Source organism: Bremerella cremea (assembly GCF_003335505.1).
Classification (GTDB): domain Bacteria; phylum Planctomycetota; class Planctomycetia; order Pirellulales; family Pirellulaceae; genus Bremerella; species Bremerella cremea_A.
The window spans coordinates 1-568 of record NZ_QPEX01000012.1 but is presented as its reverse complement, the minus strand read 5'-3'; the positions used below and the strand labels follow the sequence as shown (position 1 = coordinate 568).

Genomic DNA, 568 nt, shown 5'->3' with positions numbered 1-568 from the left:
GAAGCGGCCAGCGAGGAACGTGCTCAATCGCGACTTCACCACCGACGCCCCGAACCAGAAGTGGGTGACCGACATCGAACGGCTGGGTTTACCTGGCGGTGGTCATCGACTTGTTCAGCCGTAAGGTGGTGGGTTGGTCGCTGAGCGATTCGCTGGAGACTCGCCTAGTGAGCAACGCGTTGCGGGCTGCGATCGAGAATCGTTCGCCCAAACGTGGTGAACTTCTGCATCACAGCGATCGTGGCTGCCAGTACACCAGCGATGCGTATCAGCGAACACTGCGGACGCTGGGCATCACCTGCTCGATGAGCCGCCGCGGCAACTGTTATGATAATGCGGTGGCCGAGCGGTTCTTCTGGTCACTCAAGCACGAATGGACGAAGCATCACCAGTACGACACGTTGGCAGATGCTCGCCTGAGCGTGTTCGAGTACATCGAAACGTTTTACAATCGAACGCGACTTCATCAGACACTGGGCTACAAGTCGCCAGACCAATACGAAGCCGAACACGCCCCGGTTCTAGCGGCGTAAAAACCTGGCCCGCCACTGTCCGAAAGTCGTGGGCT

General features: G+C 58.5%; 1 pseudogene. It reads left to right on the top strand.

The window, feature by feature from the left end:
- Positions 1 to 80: 80 nt before the first annotated feature.
- Positions 81 to 533, top strand: a pseudogene (locus tag DTL42_RS09660) (IS3 family transposase); the annotation flags it as partial.
- Positions 534 to 568 lie beyond the last annotated feature (35 nt).